This is a genomic window from Halorubrum vacuolatum, from assembly GCF_900188065.1.
GTDB classification, from domain to species: domain Archaea; phylum Halobacteriota; class Halobacteria; order Halobacteriales; family Haloferacaceae; genus Halorubrum; species Halorubrum vacuolatum.
On record NZ_FZNQ01000061.1, the window covers coordinates 1 to 1,464 of the forward strand.

The following is a 1,464-nucleotide window of genomic DNA, read 5'->3' on the forward strand; positions in this document are numbered from 1 at the left end:
GCGGTAGTAGCTGAGATTGATCGTCTAATCATACAGAAAGTGACTATTTTGTAGCGTTCAGACAGCACTCTCTCGGCTCGTTCGGGAAGTACCGATTATTCGGACTGTGTTTGAATCCATATTCTCTGGACTTGCGGTGATCTGAATCGGGATACCTCGTCCATATCCTTCTTTTAACATTGCACCTGGTGTCTTTGAACTAGTCCGCCTTTCAGTCCGCCGCCGGTTGATGATATTGTTGATATCTTTTGTATACTCCTCAAGCTCGTCATTACGATCACCATCATAAACAGGAACAATCGAAATCTGGATTGGTGCGAATTGAGGGAGCAAACGGAACCCAGCGTCATCCCTGTGAAGATCTAACATCATCAGTACAACACGATCAGTAAATCCGAATGTTATCTGATACGGATGTTTAATTTCCCCTGAGGTTGTTCTATATGTAACATCTAATGCTTCTGTGTATATTTGACTCTGTTTATAAAGCATGCCTACAAACGCACTTTTTTCTTTGGATGGTAGATAAGTTTCATAAGAAATCATATCTTTGAAAACAGGTTTATTACCCTGTTGGGGTCGCAGGAGTGGGAGTGTGGGAATAGCGAGTGAATCGTGGATTGTGTTCATCATCTGATGAAGCCGTTCAAATTCATTCTCCATCTCTTGCCGCGTTGAGAATGAACCATGAGCTTCGGATACATCCATTTTGTCCCGGTTGTTTAAAAGTATGTTTGGGCTTTTCCTAGGCCTGAAAATAGAGCCACGTTGGTAGACACGAAGGGGTAAATCAGACTCTTGATTGATCCACTTGTCGAACATTGGATAAATGGCTGTCTCCCCAGTCGGAATCAAATACTGACCGTAACGATTACCATCCTTATCAGACAGCCAGAACACTCCTTCTGTGAAATCGTAGATGGACTGGCGTACTTTTTCAAGTGGTTCTTGTTGAATAAGCCGAGGGAATTGATACGGTTCATAACCGGATTCTTGAAATCGGTCTTCAATACACTGGTAGACTTGCTCTTTGTATCTGTAACCGTAAGGCATCCAGACTAGGCAACCTTGTACGGGGTATCTTTCGTCAATAAAACCTTTGTATCTTAATTCTCGGATGAGTTGTCCAAAATCTGACTTTTGTTCAGAGCCAGTCATAAAGTAGTAGTGGTGGTAAACCTACTTAATATCTCCAGCAAAAATATACCAGTGCTGAATATGAGAATATGAACGACCAAAGCTTACCAGCATTACTGAATCAAGTTACAATTGCTATCATATTGTCAGGCTTTGTTTTTTCATTAGGTCTCTGGCCCGTATATCCCGATCCACCCCGGCTAGAAGAAGTATCCGCGTTTTCAGTTATCATCGGTTCTATTGAATCCGGTGACGGCGAGGCGATAGTCCGTTAGAACGTTGGAGATGAAGCGGGAGAGTACAGTTGTGCAAAAGGTACTCTTCCGC

Annotated in this window: 1 protein-coding gene; it reads right to left on the bottom strand. The window is 42.8% G+C overall.

Annotation, left to right across the window (positions count from 1 at the left end; all coding sequences use genetic code 11):
* Positions 1 to 57: 57 nt before the first annotated feature.
* Positions 58 to 1,158 (bottom strand): aminoacyl--tRNA ligase-related protein, encoded by a 1,101-nt coding sequence (locus tag CHB65_RS16645; protein WP_089386128.1) that lies wholly within the window; start codon positions 1,156 to 1,158, stop codon positions 58 to 60.
* Between the last annotated feature and the right edge of the window lie 306 nt (positions 1,159 to 1,464).